We start from the raw sequence: 19,798 nt of genomic DNA, 5'->3' as shown, positions 1-19,798 counted from the left end.
ATTCTTATTTTTTGGTTTGATTATCATTAACTGTTAGCATTTCGCTGTTTCTAATTTTGTGCAAATAATTTTTAATTCAAAATTCAGATATGAAAATAGCAACAACAGTGATGGCTTTGTCATTTCTTTTCATCGGACAGGCATTTGCGCAGAATAAAAAATCAAATCAAAAGACAATGAATGCAGCAGAACAAAACGAACATTATACATTTAAACTAAGCAATAAAGTAACCCGAAAATCCGTTACCTTCAAAAACCGTTACGGAATAACGCTTTCCGGAGATTTATACCTTCCCAAAAATGCAGGGAACGAAAAATTTGCAGCTTTGGCAATCAGCGGACCGTTTGGTGCGGTAAAAGAACAGTCTTCCGGTTTATATGCCAACCAAATGGCGGAAAGAGGTTTTGCTGTTATTGCTTTTGACCCTTCTTATACCGGCGAAAGTGGAGGTGAGCCGAGAGATATTGCTTCCCCAGACATTAATACCGAAGATTTCAGTGCGGCACTTGATTTTCTTGGACTTCAGAACAATGTAGACCGAAACAAAATCGGAATTATCGGAATCTGTGGCTTTGCAACTTTTGCGTTGAATGCCACCATTGCCGACAAACGAGTGAAAGCAGTAGCGACAACAAGTGCTTATGATATTTCAAGAGTTAGCGCCAAAGGATATTATGATAAAATGACTCCCGAAGAACGCACGAAAGCTTTTGAAACAATGAGTCTGCAACGTTGGGTTGATGCTGAAAACGGAAAGCCTGAATATCCGACAACCCATTTACCTGAAAAATTAAACGGTGATGAACCTCAGTTTGTAAAGGATTATTTTGATTATTACAAAACGTCCAGAGGATATCATAAACGTTCTTTAAACTCCAATAAAGGCTGGACGAAAACCAATCCGATGTCTTTTGCCAATTCGGTGATGTTGAGTTATATCAAAGAAATTTCGCCAAGACCTATGCTTCTGATTGCTGGGGAAAATGCACATTCCAAATATATGAGCGAAGACATTTACAAAGTGGCTGCAGAACCGAAAGAATTGATAATTATTCCAAATGCGGTTCACGTCGATTTATATGACAAAGTGGATGTGATTCCTTTTGAAAAACTGGATAATTTCTTCAGAACGAATTTGAAATAATTGAACATTGCAATAGCTGAATCCGCTTATTGAAATGGCGGATTTAGCGTCTTTTTTTCTCTAAATATTTAAAAATGAGCTTTAACGAAGATATTTTCACAAGACTAAAAAATGGTGTGACAATAATGCCCGACGACCCGGAAATTCACAAATTATTAGAAGCTTCTTATCAGGTTAAGAAGCAATTGATTCAGTTAAATAATTCGACAGAACCAGATGAATTTTTAAAAATATTAAGTGAGATTGTGGGTGAAAGACTTGAGAATGTAGTTGTGTTTACACCCATTTATATCAACTACGGAAAGAATCTCAATATCGGTAAAAATGTATTCATTAACTTTGATTGTACTTTTTTGACATTAGGCGGAATTACGATTGAAGACGACGTTTTAATCGGTCCGAAAGTAAGTTTGATAACTGAAAATCATCCTTTAGAACCTCAATATAGAAAAGGGTTGATAGGAAAATCTATTCTTATCAAAAAAAATGCGTGGATTGGAGCCAATGCAACCATTCTTCCGGGAGTTACAATTGGCGAAAATGCTGTTGTTGCAGCCGGGGCGGTGGTGTCCAAAGATGTTCCAGATAATGCTGTGGTGGGAGGGATTCCTTCAAAAACTATAAAAACAATTGAATCATAAAATATGTAAAAAACAGCAATCGGAGTTTAAGAAGAAAATAATCCAATCAACATTTGATTGCTTAGAACAAAGTCTGGTCCTTACGCACAACGTTTAGCAGAAGCTGGCTATATTACAATTGCTACAGATGCATCTTATCAGGGAGCAAGTGGGGGAGAACCGCGTCACACCGATAAACCTGTGTATAGAACAGAAGACATTCATGGAATGGCAGATTTTATTTCACAATATCCCGGAGTTGATATTAATCGAAGTATCATAAATAATGGAGATGGAGAAGATTAGGATCAAGCGTAAAACTTGGGGAGAAAAATAAAAAACTAAAGAAAATTGGACGCTATCCCAAAAGTAGAGAGCAGAGATTTTATTCTCGAAATATCCAGATTTAGAAAAGACCTGTAATTTATTGGATGGTTTGAGGAGAGTTTATAATCAAAACATTGACAAATTGGGAGCCATGCTCAAATTAGCGCATTCGTTCAAAAATGTAGAAGAATTAGGGTTCAAATCACTCTCATTGCTGATTAAAACAATTGCAAATCATTATTCTCAATTATTTTAATCAAAGAAGTACTAGCGCTTCAGCTGAATCATTCAATGCCAAAATAAAAAACTTCAGATTACGACTGCGAGGTGTAAGGGACAAATCGTTTTTTCTCTTCAGATTAGCTAAACTTTTTGCGTAGTCCCCAACTTTTGAGACTGATCCTGAATATTGTTGCTCAGTGTATCTACCAGTATAACAATGGATTAGGAAATAAAAAAAACCGACATCGAAGAGTGAAATCTTCAAATGTCGGTCTTGTGACCTCGACAGGATTCAAACCTGTAACCTTCTGAGCCGTAATCAGATGCGCTATTCAGTTGCGCCACGAGGCCTTGTGTTATGTTGTTGTTTAACGGTTGCAAATATACCACTTTTTTCCGTTCTTTGAAACATGAAACAGAAAATTTTACTTTTATTCACGGTATTTTCGCTAATTGCTTGTAAAAGAGAACAAAAAATTTCGTCCTCAGATTGGACAAAGATTTCAAATCGCACTCAATACAAGGAACAGGATGGAAGCTTCGAACTGAAATCGGGAAATTTCACCTATAATTTTAAGCAAAATCAAACACCTTTCAAGAAAATTATCCTACTTAATGCTAGTATGGCGGGGTATATTTCAGAGCTTGGAGCCGAAAATTTAATCATTGGAGTATCAAGTCCGGAGTATATTTATTCAGAAAAGATTCAGGATCTGATTAAAGAAGGAAAAATTCAGAATGTAGGAAGCGATCAGAAGTATAATGTGGAGAAAATCATTTCCATGAAACCAGATGCTATTTTTACCAATTATATAGCAAGTTTTGACAATGCTTATCAGTTATTGAAGAACAATGGGATCCAGATTATATTCCTGGATGAATACATGGAGCAGCAGCCATTGCAAAAAGCAGCTTATATAAAGCTATTTGGAGAGTTTTTCGGAAAGGAAAAAGAAGCAGAAGCCAAATATCAGGAAGTGGAGAAAAACTATAATGAACTGAAGCAACTAGCATTAAGAGCAAAAGATAAACCTGTTGTGCTGGCCAATGAAATGTATGGGGATATTTGGTATATTCCGGGTGGAAACACTTCCGTAGCTCATTATATTGCTGATGCCAATGCTACTTATATCATGAAAGATAATAAGGACGAAAAAGCTTTAACGATGAGCTTTGAAGAAGTATTTGCGAAGACCAATGGTGTTCAGTACTGGGTAAATGCAGGGAACCATACTTCAAGAAAAGAAATGTTGAAGATGAATAATTTCTACGGAAAGCTGGATGTATTCAACAAAGGAAAGCTATATACAATAGGTGGAAAAGAAAGGCAAATGGCTAACGACTTCTTTGAAAGTGGAGGAGTAAGAGCAGATTTAATTCTTAAAGATTATATTAAAATCTTCCATCCTGAACTTTTACCGGATTATCAGCTTACTTATATGAAAGAATTGCAGTAAATCGGAGTATTTGCTTATTTTTGCCTTTCCTTTTTATAAAGTTATGTGGAAAAGAATTAAACAGTTTATTTTCATCGTTCTTGTTCTGAACGTAGTTTTTATCATTTGGGGAAGATTTTTTAATCCACCCATTACCCTTACTCAGATAGGAGGCCTTTTTGAGTATGGCAAATTACACCGAGACTATATCTCCTATGATGAAATGGGGGATAATGTAAAAAAAGCAGTCATTGCCTCAGAAGACCAGAAATTCTTTGACCATAACGGCTTCGATTATACAGCCATCGAAAAAGCAATGAAGTATAATGAAAAAGGCAAAAAAATAAGAGGCGGAAGTACTATTTCTCAGCAAACTGCAAAAAATGTCTTTCTTTGGCAGGGCAGAAGCTGGGTAAGAAAAGGGTTGGAAGCAGTCTATACTTTTATTATTGAAAAAACATGGAGCAAGGACATTATCCTTGAAAGATACCTGAATTCCATTGAGATGGGGCAGGGAGTATTTGGGGTAGAAGCAGCAGCACAATATTATTTCGGTAAATCATCTAAGGACCTGAGTACATCAGATGCAGCCTGGATTGCTGCTGTACTGCCGAATCCAAAGAAGTATGATCCAAAAAATCCATCCCCTTATTTAAGAAAGAAACACAATTGGATCATGAGACAGATGAGGAATGTGAGTTTGAAATAGTATCTTTGTACTAATGAAATTCTTTAATTCCAGCACAAATTTTGAGTCAGTTCTTAAAAAATACTTTTCTTTTAAGAACGAAACCCTTTCTTTGGAACCCTTTGCAGAGTTGTTAGAGAGTGTAAAAAGGGCAGACTTTACAGATGTGCTTAACTTTCTCAGAAGCAATCCCAATTTTGCGGAAAACTTCAAGTATTACATCCATAATATTTTTAAAGGAAGACCCTTCAACCTGTCACTCACTGAAGCCAATATTCTTTCTGAAAATGCCTTTTTTCCGGAACTTAAAAAAAGAATCCTGAATAAGGTGCTGCCACCTGTTGAAAATGAAAAAACAGTGTGGTACATGATTGATAATGTAAGTCTAAGACCTAATACAGACTTAAAATATCTTCACAATCTTCCGGAAAATGAGGTTAATGAGTTCCTGGCACTCATTGGAGCTGCAGATTTTATCATTAAGCCAAATGTAAAGAAGGAACTTATTTTCTCAATGAATATCCTTTCATGGAGGGTAACAGGAATGGCGATGGAAGTGGAAGTAGTAAGAATGGCGCCTCAGTACAGGAATCTTTCCAATCCATTTTTGGCTCTTCAGAACGAATTGGAAGCATTGGCAGATGATCTTATTAAGGATCCTGAGCTACAATTGCATTCTAAAGACAGTAGATATAAGCAGATTAAAATTTATTCTGAGCAGTGTCTGGAATTCGTGAATATAGCCTTTAAAAATTCAGCTAAATATGGAATTTCAGGGAAAATTAACCAATCATTGCTGAAGATCCGTCAACAGACCGAAAGAATTTATGAAATTGTACAGCTGCTGATTATTGATAGTGAAGAAGATATTCTGGTAAGGTCGAAACAGTTGATCTTTAATATTCTGAGCTATAAATCGCACAAAAATAATATTGCTGATCTTATTAACGACAGTACAAGGCTAATTTCTCACCTTATCACCAATCACACTGCAGAAGCGGGAACTCATTATATTACTTCCACCAGAAAGGAATATATGACCATGTTCTACAAAGCGAGTGGTGGTGGAATTATCGTAGGAGCACTCTGCGTCCTGAAAATGTTGTACGGATATATTCCCGGAAGTGACTTTTCACACGCGTTTCTATATTCCATGAACTATGCGATGGGATTTGTAATGATCTATCTGATGGGGTTCACATTGGCCACAAAACAGCCGGCAATGACTGCTGCTACAATGACTAAAGTATTGTCTGAAGAAGGAAACAGTAAAAGAAATAATACGGAATTTGCTCACCTTGTCTCCAAACTTTTCCGAAGCCAGTTTATTGCCTTCGTAGGAAACGTTTTATTGGCATTCCCGGTAGCACTTGCCATTATTTATGGACTGGATGTATTTTTCTCGCAAAATCTTGCTGTAGACAGATCAGATAAACTGCTGAAAGACCTTGACCCTTTCAAATCCAAAGCAATTCTTCATGCCAGTATTGCTGGTTTCTATCTTTTCATTTCAGGAATTATCTCTGGAAATATCGGAAACAACTCCGTATTCTATCAGATTCCGGAAAGAATTGCCAAAAACCTCTCTATCAGAAGTTTTTTTGGAAAGAAATTCGCAAAAGGACTGTCAAAATATTATGCTAAAAACTGGCCGGGAATCGTATCGAATTTCTGGTTCGGGGTTTTCCTTGGTGCAACGGCACCTGTAGGGATGTTCTTCGGGCTTGATCTTGATATTAGACACATTACCTTTGCTGCCGGAAACTTTGCATTAGGCCTTTATGGAAAAGATTTTTCTGTAGATTCCTATACATTCTGGATCTCCTTTGTAACGGTTTTCTTAATTGGGTTCTTCAACTTCCTGGTAAGTTTCAGCTTATCCATGTTCCTGGCATTCAGGTCAAGAAAGATGAACTTCGGACAGGTAAGTGAAATCTATAAAGAAATTTTCAGATATTTTATAAAGCATCCACTGAAATTCTTCCTGCCACTAAGCTCAGGATTGGATAAAAAAGCTGATGATCTGATGAGCAGTACGATTTCTAATAAATCAGATGAACATTGATAAAAATAAAAATGCTGCCAAAATGGTAGCATTTTCTATACTATGTACTTTGATTATATACAGTAAGGTAAATCTGGGCATTCTGCTGGTAATTGCTCCCAAAAAGCGCATGTTGTAAGATCTGCACAGGATAAAGCACAACATACCATTTGTCCCGCTCCTTGAATTTTTTTTAAATTTTCTCTTGATACTTTCTTTTGTGTAAGTACTTTTTTCATGGTAATTTGATTTTATTTATAAAGTGTTAAATATATCAATTATCCTTGAAATATTCTATTTTTTTATACTATCTGAAAGTCATTAAGCTTATCTTTTTCTATACGTATTTGGAATAAAAACCTGACCGGAAATTTTCAGGTCAAACAACTTTATTTTTTAGGAGCTCAATACGGTTTTCCAATTCAGAAAAAGAGGCATAACCTTGCTCAATAATGGTATATTTCCCTTCTTTTTCAACCAACATCGTTGGAAAAGACTGGGCATATTGTGCTGCTTCATTAAAATTGTGTAGAGTAGCCTGTTTCATTTCTTCAGAATGAAAAGCCTTTAAAAATTGTTGTGAATAAATGCCTAAACTTTCACAAATTTTAAGGTAAGTAGCATCCAGATTGAGGTCTTTTCCCCAATAATATCTTGCTTTCTGAACGGCAACCATGAAAGGGACAGCTTGTTCAGGAGCAATTTTTTTCACTGAAACCATTGCTCTGGATGGAATTTCACTATCCAATACAATTTCCTGTTTCAGCAACTCAAAATAGCCCTCACCGAATGTTATTCCTGTACGTTCTGCTACAGTGCCATCATGCTTAAGAAAGAAATTAACCATTTGTGGTGATTGTTTTCGAACATTGGAGCCAGTCCACATCCCACCGGAAAGGAGTTCAAAATCTAAATCGTTTTTGTATTGGTTGTATAGTTTTAACATGTTGTCAGAATTCCCATAGCACCATCCGCAAAGGGGATCCATAATATATATAATTTTCATTTTTTTGTTTTCAGAAGTTGATATAACTAAGTTTAAATGATGGATATTATTATAACGCAATGTTCGCAAAGCTTTTTTAGATTCTTATGTTTTTAAGATCGCAAAGGCGTTTCATTCAGCGATGGAACAGTGAATGCCTTTGCGAAATGAAATGCCTTTGCGAACGATTTTTTCAAGCTTAATTAAAAATACCTTGCGATCTCAGCGTTAAAAACCTTAAGATTTTACTTCATAGCATCCACTACTGTTTTACTGTCTACGAATTGTTCAAATTTCACAATTTTACCGTCTTAAGTCATATTGTTATAACGCAATGTTCGCAAAGCTTTTTTTAGATTCTTATGTTTTTAAGATCGCAAAGGCGTTTCACTCAGCAATGGAGCTGAGAATATCTTCGCTAAATGAAATGCCTTTGCGAACGATTTTTTCAAGCTTAATTAAAAATACCTTGCGATCTCAGCGTTAAAAACCTTAAGATTTTACTTCATAGCATCCACTACTGTTTTACTGTCTACGAATTGTTCAAATTTCACAATTTTACCGTCTTAAGTCATATTGTTATAACGCAATGTTCGCAAAGCTTTTTTTAGATTCTTATGTTTTTAAGATCGCAAAGGCGTTTCACTCAGCAATGGAGCTGAGAATATCTTTGCTAAATGAAATGCCTTTGCGAACGATTTTTTCAACTTTGATTAAAAAACTCTTGCGATCCTGGCGTTAAAATTCTTTTAATTCTATTTCATCGCATCCACTACTGTTTTGCCGTCTACGAATTGTTCAAATTTCACAATTTTACCGTCTTAAGTCATATTGTTATAACGCAATGTTTGCAAAGCTTTTTTTAGATTCTTATGTTTTTAAGATCGCAAAGCCGTTTCACTCAGCAATGGAGCTGAGAATATCTTCGCTAAATGAAATGCCTTTGCGAACGATTTTTTCAAGCTTAATTAAAAATACCTTGCGATCTCAGCGTTAAAAATCTTTTAATTCTATTTCATCGCATCCACTACTGTTTTGCCGTCTACGAATTGTTCAAATTTCACAATTTTACCGTCTTAAGTCATATTGTTATAACGCAATGTTCACAAAGCTTTTTTTAGATTCTTATGTTTTTAAGATCGCAAAGGCGTTTCACTCAGCAATGGAGCTGAGAATATCTTCGCTAAATGAAATGCCTTTGCGAACGATTTTTTCAAGCTTAATTAAAAATACCTTGCGATCTCAGCGTTAAAAATCTTAAGATTTTACTTCATAGCATCCACTACTGTTTTGCTGTCTACGAATTGTTCAAATTGTATAATTTTACCGTCTTTCAAGTGCCAGATATGGGCAACGCGGGCAGAGAATGGCTTCATAGTTATTTTATAGGTTCCGGTATACGTTCCAAAAGCAACTACTTTATCTCCATCGGCAATATAATTTTCCGGGGTGAACTTATAATCAACCCATTCACTTCCCAAACGGCTGAAAACGTTTTTGGTAATTTCTTCCAGGCCAACATAAGTTCCTGCATAAGGAAACCCTTTGGCTTCGGTCCATTGAACATCCTCTGCAACGTGGCTTGCTAATGCTTTTCCGTTTTCCTCAGATGTTTTTCCTTCGTATGTACTTTTTACAATTTCTAAATTGGTCATTGTTGTGTTGTTTTTTATTGAACAGCCTGACAGCAGAAGAACGGCCATCAGACTGTAAAAGATTGATTTCATACGGTTCAGATTACCACTTCATTTCTCCGGTATTCACCTTCGCTCCAAGCTGAAGGGCTGTCTCAAAAGTCAGATTTGGATATTGAGCTTTAATAGCCTTTACCAAAGCTTCCGATGTTGTATTGGTTTTCAAAGCTTCTTCGTAAAACTGAATATAGTCTTTAGTATGTTTCACAGAGGTTAGATCTGCAGCATCAGTTGATTTTCCGTGAGCAGGAATCACAATGGAAGGGTGTAGGGATGCCATTTTATCCAATACTTTAATCCATTGAGCGCGGGATTCATCTGTTTGTGCATCAGCCATCCAAAGGTTGAAGGTGTTTCCGAATACATTGATACCACCTACCACTGCTTTTGCGGAAGGAATATATACAAATGTTCTTGCAGGGAATTCCTCTAAACCTATCACTTCCAGCTTTTCACCTTCCAATTCAATGCTATTTCCTTTTAATACCTGTGGCAATACAACATTGCTGGTTACTGCTGATCCTAATTGGCCACCCCAAACATCAAGTTTCTTCTGTGCTGTTCTGGCAATTTCTTCTACCACTTTAGGCGTTGCATAAGCGGTAACTCCCGGAAAATGTTTTTTGAAAACTTCCAGTCCGAAATAAAAATCAGGATCATTATGGGAGACATAGATAGCTTTTAAATTTTTCCCGGAATCTTTAATTTTTTGAGCTACGTTTTCCGCATCTGCTAAAGTAAACTGAGCATCTACCAAAATGGCATCCATTTGTCCGGAAACAATAACAGAAGCTACACCGAAACTATTTTCTGAAGCGTTATAAACATCTAGTGTAAATTTTCCTGCTTCTAATGTTTTGAAATTTTGTGCTTGTGACATATTAAATAATGTTATGAATGTTAATACTGTTGTTTTTAATAATGATTTCATTGTTCTGTTCATTGTATGGATACAAAATTACGGCCGTTGATTCTGGTCCACATTGAACAAGTTCAATAAATATCTTTCTGATTGATAAGGCAAAGTTCTCAATACTTATTGGCTTAAGTATTGAACAAGTTCAATAAATGAAAATAGTGGAGTTTGAGTTGTGGAGCAGGGTAATAGGTTAGAAGCCTGAAGAAAGAGGTAGGAAGTTCCTATTTATATTGAGTTGTCTTTGAAAAAACATGAAAAACAGAAGTATTATTACTTTCCTTTAGTTGTTTTTCTCCTGATTTTACTTAAAAACTCATGACTGATCCCAAGATAAGCGGCCACCTGCAAATTCGTAAGTCTTTGATTAAGGGATGGGTATTTTTCAATGAAATCCAGATAACGCTGGTCAGCAGTTTTACTGAGGTTATCAATCATTCTGCGCTGCAAAGCACTGTGAGTCTTTTGGGTCATAATTCGGAAAAGCTTCTCTACAAAAGGGAAGTTTTCATACGCAAAATCTTTGTCCTTTTTTGAAATAATGAGTACCTCACTGTCTTCAATGGCTTCAATGAAAAGCTGTGAAGGGCTTTGATTGGCAAAACTGTCAATATCTGTAAGCCACCAGTCTTCCATTCCAAAATAGAGAATCTGTTCTGTTCCTTTCGCATCTATATGATATACCTTGAAAAGCCCTTTGGTAATGAAAGCTTCAAACCTGCATACTTCACCTTCCCGTAGTAAAAACTCCTTTTTTTTGATGGTTTTTGAAGTGAATAAATTACAGAACTCCGTAATATCCGTTTGCGAGCTTGAAATATGACGAGAAATATTGAGATGAAGGGCTTCGATCATTAGGAATGTGTTTGGTGAACAGAATGATACAAAAATATTAAAATAAAATTGATAGAGATCTGTTCTATACTGTCTTTTCTAATCAGATCCCCGATTCAGGAGTACATTATAATATCTGCAGATCATCAAACTTATCCTCGCCAAACTTATCCTGAAACTTCTTCAGATAGAAAGTTTTACGCATTTTAAAATCATTTTTAAGCAGGGGAGAATCTATTTTAATGATGATGCATTTCTTTTCAATATTTACGCTTCTGATTTCATTGAAAAGGCTCTGGTCAAGATAATCTTCAAGAAAGTCTTTAATATCAAAAGCAACAAGCTTGTCTTCAAAACCATAAATTCTTGCAAAAGATTTTACAAGTTCAGAGGACTGGTATTCGCGTTTTTTCTTTTTCATAGTCGGGTTGCGTGGTTCGAGATACGTGTTAAGTGATGCGTGTTACGTGGTTCGGGATTTGCGTTTATGGGATGGAAGATACGATATAGAGTAACTTTATAAGAAATATTTTAATCCTCTATTGTTTATTTTCATTCCAGTTTTCTTTTACCCATTTTTTATATACATTGATTTTTCCACCTAGTATATTGTATTTATTTCTTAAGGTTTCAAATTCATTAGAAATATCCGGATATAGGATGATGAGCTTTTCGAGATGATTAATTGTTTCGTCATTACTGGCGTGGCAGTATACGAGAAAGCGAATGTAATCATTTTTATAGATTGATCTGCCATACCCTTCAACAATATTAGTAATTATTGAATCAGAAGATCTTCTCAATTGACTTCCTAGTTCAAATAATTCGTATTTGGGAAGAAGAAAGGATGCTTTATGTGTTTTTAAAAACGACTCAAAAGCCACTTTGTAAATATCTAAATTTCTGTAAATCATATTATTTGTGTGTTTATGAAAAGAAAGATAAAGAAAAATAAACTATTTATAAATTATATTCCTAATCTATAATTTCTATACACCATAATTCCATTTCATATCTTGCAAGAAATACTATCTATATTAGTGCTCCATAACTCGCACCCCGAAACCCGCATCCCGGTTAGATATCAAAAATGACACTTTCCTCATTAATTTTCTTTACTACACTTTCAGTTCTTTCTCTATGCGTATCAGTAATAAAAATCTGTCCGAAACTTTCACGGTTAACCAACTCAATCAATTGGGCCACCCTCGTATCATCAAGCTTATCAAAAATATCATCCAATAAAAGGATAGGAGTCTTTTTGGTGAGCTCTTTAACAAGACTCATCTGAGCTAGTTTTAAAGAGATCAGGAAAGACTTCTGCTGTCCCTGGGAACCTGTTTTTTTGATCAGAATATGATCCATTTCAAAAAGAAGATCATCCTTATGAATTCCTTTTGAAGTATAAGTTAGCATACGGTCTTTTTCAATACTTTCTTTTAAAAGTTCTGCAAAAGTATTTTCCAACAGGTGAGATTCATAGATAACGGAAACCGTTTCTTTTCCACCCGAAATAATTTGATAGAAATTTTGAACAATAGGATTTAATTGCTCTACAAAGACCTTTCTTTTATTGAAAATTTTGGTTCCGAATCTGGTAATTGGGTCATCATAAATTTCCAGAGAATCTTTATCCCAGGTTCTGTTTTTAGCAAAATATTTCAGTAAAGCATTTCTCTGTTGTATGGTTTTCTGGTATTGGATCAAATCAAAAAGATATTCAGAATCCGTTTGAGAGATCATAGCATCCAGAAACTTTCTTCGGCTTTCCCCGGAATCTGAAATAAGGTTTGAATCGTAAGGCGAAATCATTACACTTGGAAGATATCCGATATGATCTGCAAGCCTGTCGTAGCTTTTATCATTTTTTTTAATCACCTTCTTGGCTTCTTTAGGCTGGGTAATTCTGATATTGTCTTCGCCGTCTTCATTCTGTATCTCTGCATCAATGGTGAAGAAATCTTCTTCTTTTTTAATGTTGTTCAGATCTGTATTTCCCAAAAAGCTTTTACCTACTGATAAATAATGCAGTGCATCCAGGATATTGGTCTTGCCTGCACCATTATTGCCCACAAAACAATTGATCTGCGGGGAAAATTCGAATTTTTTCTCAGAATGGTTTTTGAAATTATATAGGGAAAGCTTCTTGATAATCATTCGTCAAAAATACTCCATTATTAGTAAAAATAAAAAAGGAAGTGCCGAACAAGTTTCTACTCCGAATGAAAAATAAGTGTCATCTCTTTTATTTTCAGAGAAATAAATAAAAATATAGGTGATAATACTGGACAGAAAAAATGCGACAGCGTATAGTGGTTTCAGATAAAAAACTCCAATAAGGCTGCTGATGAAGACCAACCCATATGCAATATATTTTGTATTCTGAACCCCAATCAGCATAGGGAAAGTCTTTACCGTATCACTATTCATATCCCGGATGTCAAACGGAAGCACCAAAGCCGTAATATAAAAGAAGCTGATCAGGAAAATAGGCAGACTGAATTCAGGAAGTGTGAGCCAGCAGTTGACCAATGCCCATACCAATCCTACATAAAATACTTTCAGCAAAGGGATTTTCCGGATATACACATCCAGAAAAAAACTGTTGTACAGCAGCCCCAAAACAACAATAATAAACCATTTCAGTAATCTTACCTCATTGTGATTATGGATGATTAAAAATGCGCAGACAACACCGGCAACAGCATTTAGAACCAATATTCTGAAAAAATATTGAGTGTATTGATACTTAGTGTAAATATACCCACTGAAATACGTGATGAAAATCAACAGAATAGTAGGGAAACGGAATGTGTTTTGCTCTTTCATGAAAAATACTGCAAAAAGAGTTCCCATTAAGGAGACATAAATTTGGCTGTCTATGATGGTTTTTTTCAGTATTTTTATAATGTTCATTTATCAAAATTAATATATATGAAAAGATTTTCCAAGATATTTATGCTTTCGTTGCTATCATTGGGCTTTTCACCGGTTTTCGCACAGAAATATTATGACGACCAGTGGAAGAAAATAGCGGAAAACAGTCAGAAAGGAGCTTATAAATCTAATCTACCCATTATTTTAGACCTAGAAAACCAAGCTATGAAAGAAAATAACACCATTCAGCTGATCCGGTCTCTGAAAGCAGAGTTCAGTATTGTAAACCAAACCGTGGATGACGATCAAAATGATGCCGCCTCAAAATTCTTTAAAAAACTTCAGGAGGCAGAAGGAAAGCTGAAAGGAGAAGAGAAATTGGTATATAAAGTCCTGTTGAATGGTTTTTTCCAGGATTATTTTAATCAAAATTACTGGAAGATCAATGGAAGAACCAATATCAATACGCAGAATCCTGCACAGATTGAGACCTGGACAAAACTTGATTTCAAAAATTATTTAACGAAAACCTATCAGGAACTGGATCTTCAGAAACAGGAACTGAAGAAAGTTTCTTTGGAAAAATATAAAGACCTGTTTTCAGACACAAAAGATATCGCTTATTTCCCAAGTCTGTATGATTGGTCCTCTCTTAAAAAGATTGCTTTTTTATCGGAGAATAATATTTTTACAAAAAATGAACTCACAGAGAACAGAAAATCTATCAATCCTATTTTTGATGAATTGATTGCACAGAATAATGGTAATCCAAAGCTGTACTTCATGAAGGAAAAGCTGGTGGATAACTGTAATTTCAATCAATGCAAAGATAAGCTTGAGCAACTTCAGAAGTTAGCTAAATCTGATGTGCAGGGAGATTATAAAGTGGTCATCATGGAAGATATCATGGATGAGCTGGTGATGAAAAATAAAGCAAAAGAGGCTATTGCTGTAGCGGCTCAGGCCAAAAGTGAGTATCCGAAATCTCCTTTCATCGAAAATATTAAAAACAAGGAAAACCAGATTATCAATCCGGTATTGAGCATCAAATATGAAAAGCAGACCCAGAATAACCTGCCAATTCATTTGATTGCGGAGTCTAAGAATGTTTCAGAGTTTTCAATCAATATTTATGAGGTAAAAGAAGACTTTTTATCCCTGATAAAATATGTGCAGAATCCTTATGCTGATAACTATTTCAGTAAAGTAAAAAAGAATCTGGTGAGAAAAGAATCTTATCAGCTTTCAGATCCGAAGGATTATCAGCTTCATAAAACTTCACTGGAAATTAAGCCGCTTCCTTCAGGAGTATATGTTGCAGAATATTCAGTGGCAGGGGCAGATACAAAGGAGAACAATCCGGAAAAGAATTTCTATTTTCTGGTTTCAGGAAACAAGATTATTTATCAGTCCAGATCTTCCAGGAATTCATTGGCAGACGATCTGAAGTTGGTTAACAGTGAAAATGGAAAACCGGTAGCCAATGAAAACATCAGTTTTTATGAATTTGTCAATAACAATTCAATCAATAAAATTGAAGGGAAAACCAATGAGAAAGGAGTTTTTAAATTCCCTGCTACGACTAATAAAGAATACTACAGAACATATCTGATTCAGCAGCCTAAAACCAATGATTTTCAGATCATGCAAGTATATGGAAATAATGGACGTGAAGACTATAACCCTAACAAAGAAGCCCGTTCCAAAGCTCAGATCTTTACAGACAGAGCGATCTACAGACCTGGACAAATGGTATATTTCAAAGTAGTGAATACCCGTTTAAATAATGAGACGGAATCTGTAACTTCAGGATTGAAGCAGAAAATTACCCTGATGGATGCCAATAATCAGGAAGTTTCTTCCCAAAGTTTTACCACCAATGAATTTGGTTCCTATCATGGTAGTTTTATGTTGCCAAAAGGAAAACTGAACGGTACATTTTTCCTGAATACGGACGGAGATGGCCAGGGATACAAAGACATTAGAGTAGAAGAATACAAAAGACCAAAGTTTGAAGTTACTTTTGAACCCATAAAAGATGAATACAAATACGGTCAGACCATAGAACTGAAAGGGAAAGCCATGATGTTCTCCGGAGTAGCTTTAAGCAATACAACAGTAAATTACGAGATTAAAAAGCAAAATATCCGTTGGAGATATTTCTGGTGGTATCCGAGAGGAAATGATAATGAAAATTCAATTTTGGGAGAAGCTAAAACCAATGAAAAAGGAGAGTTTGTCATTCGTTTAGATCTTAAGAAAGATGAAAAATTAGAGGGAATTCAGATTGATAACTATCAGATCAATGCTTCCGTTACTGATATCAATGGAGAAACTCAATCAGCGAATACAGATCTGAAGGTAGCTTCAGTTTCTCATTACATCAAAGCTGATGAAATCAAAAATATATTCAGTGATGAAAATGTAAAATTAAAGGTAGAAACCAAAAATTATAACGAACAGGTTCTTAAAAAAGCCTATCAGGTTAAGCTGTTAAAACTGGCTGCTCCGGATAGAATTTTCAGAGATAATTTCAAAGCTGAAGTTCAGAATCTTCCAACTTATTCAAAAACAGAATTTATCAGCAAGTTCCCACACGATTTGTTTGATAAGAATGATGAAATCAAAAACTGGAAAACTGAAAAAGTAGTTATAGAAAGACAACAGCAATCATCTTCCGATACTCAGTCTTCTGATTTGGATTTAGGAAAACTGGAGGCAGGAGATTATCAATTGGAGCTGTTCAATATTGAAGGAAAAGACACGATCAAATCGGCTCAATATTTCAGTGTTTGGGATAAAAACCCTCTGAAACCGATTCAGAAAACCTTCTTAACGGTGATTGCACCAAAGAATGAAACAGTAAGAGGTGAAACAGCAAAAGTATTTGTGTACTCAGCAATTCCTGATGCATTAGTGAATGTCTTTGTTCAGGATGGATCCGGTAAAACGATTACAGAAACGCATCAGCTGAAAAAGGGCATTCTTGAATACACGGCTGATATTCCAAAAGATAGAAGTGTTTCTGAACTGAATCTTCAGTTCCAGTTGGTTGCATTTAATGATGTACAGACAGAAACAGTTGCACTGAAGATCAAGGATACCGAGAAGCCTTTAAAAATTGAAACGGTTACTTTCAGAGATAAGTTAGAGCCAAATTCAAAAGAAAAATGGACGGTAAAAGTTACCGGAAACGATAAAGAAAAGGTGAATGCGGAAGTATTGGCCAATATGTATGACATGTCTTTAGACCAGTTTGCTGTGAATACCTATGGCTGGGATAAATTATACACCCCATTCAACATTATTACTTCTTATGATGTGAGAGAATATCTGTTGCAGAAAAGCTATCAGAAACGATTGAAATATTTCAATGGAAATTACGTAGCAGTTCCGAACTTTAATTGGTTTGATGGTAGCTTGTTTTATAGCCTGGGAGGAAATGGAGGAATATCTCCTAAATTACGTCGGAAAGGTGCGCCAGGTGCAATGCCGACAGCTCCTATTGCTAGAAATTCAGTAATGGCTGAAGAAGTGGTAATGAAAGGATATGGACAAAAAGAATCGGCTATAGCTGGTAAAGTGGCAGGTGTTCAGGTTGCAGATGCAGCAGAAGCAGATCAGGCAGAATTCAAAGAATCACTGGAAAAAGTTCCTGTACGTCAAAACCTAAATGAAACGGCATTCTTCTATCCGGATCTGAAAACCGATGCAGAAGGAAATGTTAACTTTGAATTCACTTCTCCGGAAGCATTAACAAAATGGAAATTGATGTTCCTGGCTCATACAAAAGATGCAAGAGCAGCTACCTTGGAGAAAGAAGTGGTAACCCAGAAAGAATTCTCAGTAACGCCAAACTATCCGAGATTCTTAAGAGAAGGCGATGAATTGAATTTACAGTCAAAACTTTCCAACCTTACCAATAAAAAAATGAATGGTTCTGCAGAATTACAGATTTTAGATGCCTTCACCAATGAAAACATTTCTTCAAAATTCGGAATCACTTCAGGAACACAGAATTTTGACTTAAATGAAAACGGAAACGGGGCATTAACCTGGAAACTAAAAGTTCCAAACAATGTATCCTCTATCATTTTAAAAGTAGTAGCGAAAGCAGGAGCTTATTCTGACGGAGAACAACAGGCAGTGGCCGTATTACCAAACAGAATGTTGGTGACTGATGCAGCACCTGTTTTTGTGAAAGAAGGTGAAACAAAGACTTTTGTATTGGATAACCTTAAAAATAACACTTCTACAACCGCATCAAATGTTTCCAATACACTGGAATTAACCACCAACCCGATCTGGGAAATTATGTTTGCCCTTCCAAGTCTGAAAAATGACCAGAATAATTCAGCAGATGTTATTTTCAACAAATGGTTTGCGGATGTATTGGCTTCTGAAATCTTCAAAGCTAATCCTAAAATGAAAACAGTGTTTGATGAGTATCAGGGCAAAGGATTATTAAATTCAAATCTTGAAAAAAATCAGGAACTTAAACAGCTGCTATTGGATGAGACTCCATGGGTGCTGGAAAGTAAAAATGAGGCTGAACAGATGCAAAAACTGGCTCTTCTGTTTGATGTGAACACGATGAGAAATTCAATTAATCAGAATTGGGATGATTTCAGCAAACTTCAAAATCCTGATGGTGGATTCTCATGGTATGCAGGATATCCAAGCTCTTATAGTACTTCATTATACATTCTTAAAAACCTTGGAAAGATTAATCTATGGCTAAAAGATAATGCAAAAGAATATCAGAGTGCAGGGCAGAATGCTTTAGTATCAAAATTGATCCAGTATGTAGATAACGAGATCAGCAAATATGCAGATACTAAGAAAGAAAATGTCTGGAGCAATTGGGTTCTTGATTATTTGGATACCAGAAACTACTGGGAAAAACAATATCCTTTAAAAGGAAAAGGAGCTGCCTTGAAAACGTTGGTAAAACAAAAAGCAAAAACAGCAAAAATTACCGACTTTACCTTCTTCGGACTTCACCGTGCAGCTTTATTGATGAATGATTATGGAGTGAAAGACGTATCTGATAAATTGATGACTTACCTTAAAGAAACTTCAACAGATACTAAAACTCAAGGAGTATATTGGAAGCAGAACTTAAACGATTGGGGTTGGTTCAGCTCTAAAGTAGTAAATCATGCTGGGGCATTAGAGGCTTTCAATACATTAAAAGCAAATGACACAAACTTTATAGAAGATGCGAAGATCTGGCTGGTAACCCAGAAAGAAGTGAACTCATGGGGAAGCTCAAGAGGAACGGCTGAAGTAATCTTTACTATCTTAAATTCAGGAAAATCGTGGACAGGTGCTGAAAGTGATAAAGCAACTATCGTTTGGGGTGGAAAAGAAATTGTTCCTCAGACTCAGGCAACAGGATATGTAAAATCAACCGTGAAAACGGATGCTATAGATAAAAACCTTGGAACGGTTACAATTACCAAACCTGGGCCTGGAATTGTTCAGGGAGGATTATTCTGGCAGTATTATGAAGATCTGGATAAAATTAAATCATCCGAAAATTATATTTCCGTAACCAAAGAACTGTACAAAAAAGTGAAGACAGTAAACGGAGAAGAACTTCAGAAAATTTCACCGGAAACACCATTGAAAGTAGGAGATAAAGTAACGGTAAGAATGATCCTGAACACAGACAGAGCAATGGAATTTATTCATATTAAAGATATGCGTGCAGCAGGATTTGAACCTCTTGATGCGTTGTCAGGATACCAGTGGAAAAATAATTTGGGATATTATCAATCTTCTAAAGATGCGTCCACTAATTTCTATATTCAATATATGCCAAAAGGTAAATATGTGTTTGAATATGATGTCGTTGCTAATGCGTCCGGAAAGTTCTCAAACGGCATTACTACAATGCAGAATTACTATGCTCCACAGATGAATGCCCATACAAAAGGAACAGGAATTCAGATTTTGGAATGATTTTTGGCTATTAAGAAATACGTAAAATTTAAAACCAAATAAA

The 19,798-nt window shown here is 35.7% G+C and carries 17 protein-coding genes and 1 tRNA gene; 8 read left to right on the top strand and 10 right to left on the bottom strand.

Going from position 1 to position 19,798, the window contains the following annotated elements; all coding sequences use genetic code 11:
* The first annotated feature begins 89 nt into the window (after nt 1–89).
* The 4 genes from CHSO_RS16585 (at nt 90) to CHSO_RS26650 (ending at nt 2,472) form a co-directional block, all read left to right on the top strand.
* Nucleotides 90–1,145 carry an alpha/beta hydrolase gene (locus CHSO_RS16585; protein ID WP_045498348.1) on the top strand — a complete coding sequence of 352 codons (1,056 nt, stop codon included), beginning with the start codon at nt 90–92 and terminating at the stop codon, nt 1,143–1,145.
* Nucleotides 1,146–1,219: 74 nt separating this feature from the next.
* Nucleotides 1,220–1,786, top strand: a complete 567-nt coding sequence (locus CHSO_RS16580) for a DapH/DapD/GlmU-related protein (protein ID WP_045498345.1) — start codon at nt 1,220–1,222, stop codon at nt 1,784–1,786.
* 57 nt (nt 1,787–1,843) lie between these two features.
* Nucleotides 1,844–2,071 carry an alpha/beta hydrolase gene (locus CHSO_RS16575; protein WP_045498342.1) on the top strand — a complete coding sequence of 76 codons (228 nt, stop codon included), beginning with the start codon at nt 1,844–1,846 and terminating at the stop codon, nt 2,069–2,071.
* Between the two features lie 248 nt (nt 2,072–2,319).
* Nucleotides 2,320–2,472 (top strand): transposase, encoded by a 153-nt coding sequence (locus CHSO_RS26650; RefSeq protein WP_232509086.1) that lies wholly within the window; start codon nt 2,320–2,322, stop codon nt 2,470–2,472.
* A gap of 119 nt (nt 2,473–2,591) precedes the next feature.
* Here the strand turns inward: CHSO_RS26650 and CHSO_RS16570 are convergent.
* Nucleotides 2,592–2,665, bottom strand: a tRNA-Arg gene (locus tag CHSO_RS16570).
* A 59-nt stretch (nt 2,666–2,724) separates the two neighbouring features.
* Here CHSO_RS16570 and CHSO_RS16565 point away from each other — a divergent pair.
* From CHSO_RS16565 to CHSO_RS16555, 3 genes are read left to right on the top strand one after another with little or no spacing between them, the layout of a single operon-like run.
* On the top strand, nt 2,725–3,771 hold the full coding sequence (locus tag CHSO_RS16565; RefSeq protein ID WP_045498339.1) for an ABC transporter substrate-binding protein: 1,047 nt from the start codon (nt 2,725–2,727) through the stop codon (nt 3,769–3,771).
* A gap of 43 nt (nt 3,772–3,814) precedes the next feature.
* Entirely contained in the window at nt 3,815–4,459 is a 645-nt protein-coding gene (gene mtgA / locus CHSO_RS16560; RefSeq protein ID WP_045498325.1) for a monofunctional biosynthetic peptidoglycan transglycosylase, read from the top strand.
* Between the two features lie 13 nt (nt 4,460–4,472).
* Nucleotides 4,473–6,503, top strand: coding sequence for a recombinase (locus CHSO_RS16555; RefSeq protein WP_045498323.1), 2,031 nt, complete (start codon nt 4,473–4,475; stop codon nt 6,501–6,503).
* Between the two features lie 53 nt (nt 6,504–6,556).
* Here the strand turns inward: CHSO_RS16555 and CHSO_RS26010 are convergent, their stop codons facing one another.
* The 9 genes from CHSO_RS26010 to CHSO_RS16515 all read right to left on the bottom strand — a co-directional run bounded on the left by CHSO_RS26010 (nt 6,557) and on the right by CHSO_RS16515 (nt 13,827).
* Nucleotides 6,557–6,721: a bacteriocin-like protein gene (locus CHSO_RS26010; protein WP_171817659.1), complete on the bottom strand. Its 165-nt coding sequence runs from the start codon at nt 6,719–6,721 to the stop codon at nt 6,557–6,559.
* Nucleotides 6,722–6,861: 140 nt separating this feature from the next.
* Nucleotides 6,862–7,488 carry a DsbA family protein gene (locus CHSO_RS16550; RefSeq protein ID WP_232509085.1) on the bottom strand — a complete coding sequence of 209 codons (627 nt, stop codon included), beginning with the start codon at nt 7,486–7,488 and terminating at the stop codon, nt 6,862–6,864.
* Nucleotides 7,489–8,732: 1,244 nt separating this feature from the next.
* Complete coding sequence (locus tag CHSO_RS16545) at nt 8,733–9,194, bottom strand: nuclear transport factor 2 family protein (RefSeq protein WP_232509084.1); 462 nt, start codon at nt 9,192–9,194, stop codon at nt 8,733–8,735.
* 10 nt (nt 9,195–9,204) lie between these two features.
* On the bottom strand, nt 9,205–10,041 hold the full coding sequence (locus CHSO_RS16540; protein WP_232509083.1) for an MBL fold metallo-hydrolase: 837 nt from the start codon (nt 10,039–10,041) through the stop codon (nt 9,205–9,207).
* A 309-nt stretch (nt 10,042–10,350) separates the two neighbouring features.
* Nucleotides 10,351–10,932, bottom strand: a complete 582-nt coding sequence (locus CHSO_RS16535; RefSeq protein ID WP_045498320.1) for a Crp/Fnr family transcriptional regulator — start codon at nt 10,930–10,932, stop codon at nt 10,351–10,353.
* Between the two features lie 106 nt (nt 10,933–11,038).
* Nucleotides 11,039–11,332, bottom strand: coding sequence for a hypothetical protein (locus tag CHSO_RS16530; RefSeq protein WP_045498317.1), 294 nt, complete (start codon nt 11,330–11,332; stop codon nt 11,039–11,041).
* Nucleotides 11,333–11,450: 118 nt separating this feature from the next.
* Nucleotides 11,451–11,825 carry a four helix bundle protein gene (locus tag CHSO_RS16525; RefSeq protein ID WP_045498314.1) on the bottom strand — a complete coding sequence of 125 codons (375 nt, stop codon included), beginning with the start codon at nt 11,823–11,825 and terminating at the stop codon, nt 11,451–11,453.
* Nucleotides 11,826–11,988: 163 nt separating this feature from the next.
* Nucleotides 11,989–13,068 (bottom strand): DNA replication/repair protein RecF, encoded by a 1,080-nt coding sequence (recF, locus tag CHSO_RS16520; RefSeq protein WP_045498311.1) that lies wholly within the window; start codon nt 13,066–13,068, stop codon nt 11,989–11,991.
* A gap of 3 nt (nt 13,069–13,071) precedes the next feature.
* Nucleotides 13,072–13,827, bottom strand: a complete 756-nt coding sequence (locus CHSO_RS16515; RefSeq protein ID WP_045498308.1) for a hypothetical protein — start codon at nt 13,825–13,827, stop codon at nt 13,072–13,074.
* 18 nt (nt 13,828–13,845) lie between these two features.
* Here CHSO_RS16515 and CHSO_RS16510 point away from each other — a divergent pair, with 18 nt between their 5' ends.
* Complete coding sequence (locus CHSO_RS16510; RefSeq protein WP_045498305.1) at nt 13,846–19,755, top strand: alpha-2-macroglobulin family protein; 5,910 nt, start codon at nt 13,846–13,848, stop codon at nt 19,753–19,755.
* Nucleotides 19,756–19,798 lie beyond the last annotated feature (43 nt).

The sequence above is a fragment of the Chryseobacterium sp. StRB126 genome (assembly GCF_000829375.1).
In the GTDB taxonomy this organism is placed as follows: Bacteria; Bacteroidota; Bacteroidia; order Flavobacteriales; family Weeksellaceae; genus Chryseobacterium.
Note: the sequence above shows the minus strand (reverse complement) of the source record. Positions and strands in the feature narration are given on the sequence as shown.